Origin of the sequence: Streptomyces beijiangensis, assembly GCF_017315755.1 — a bacterium.
GTDB lineage: Bacteria > Actinomycetota > Actinomycetes > Streptomycetales > Streptomycetaceae > Streptomyces > Streptomyces beijiangensis.
In genome coordinates, this window is sequence record NZ_JAFLRJ010000681.1 from 1 (window position 1) to 282 (window position 282).

The 282-nt window shown below is 70.9% G+C and carries 1 pseudogene; it reads left to right on the forward strand.

The features are described from left to right. A pseudogene (locus J0695_RS38270) lies at nucleotides 1-282 on the forward strand (hypothetical protein); the annotation flags it as partial.

Here is a 282-nt window from a genome sequence, read left to right on the forward strand (position 1 = left end):
TCCATCCGGTGGTCGTCCTCACCGACCGGAACCGCGCCCTGAAGCCCGGTCAGATCCGCATGGAGTTCTACGACGCGGACACCGGCCGCTGGCGCCCCGTCTCCTTCGAGGTCACCGACGAGGACGAGCTCATCGGCGTCTTCGACGACGGCTTCCCCGGCTTCACGGTCGGGGCGGGCAAAACGCTCACCGTGAAAGTACGGCTCGGCCTCACCCGCGACGCCGCCTCCACCGAGGTCCTCGCCAGCGCCGCCGTCGTCGCCCCTGCGCTGCACGACGGCG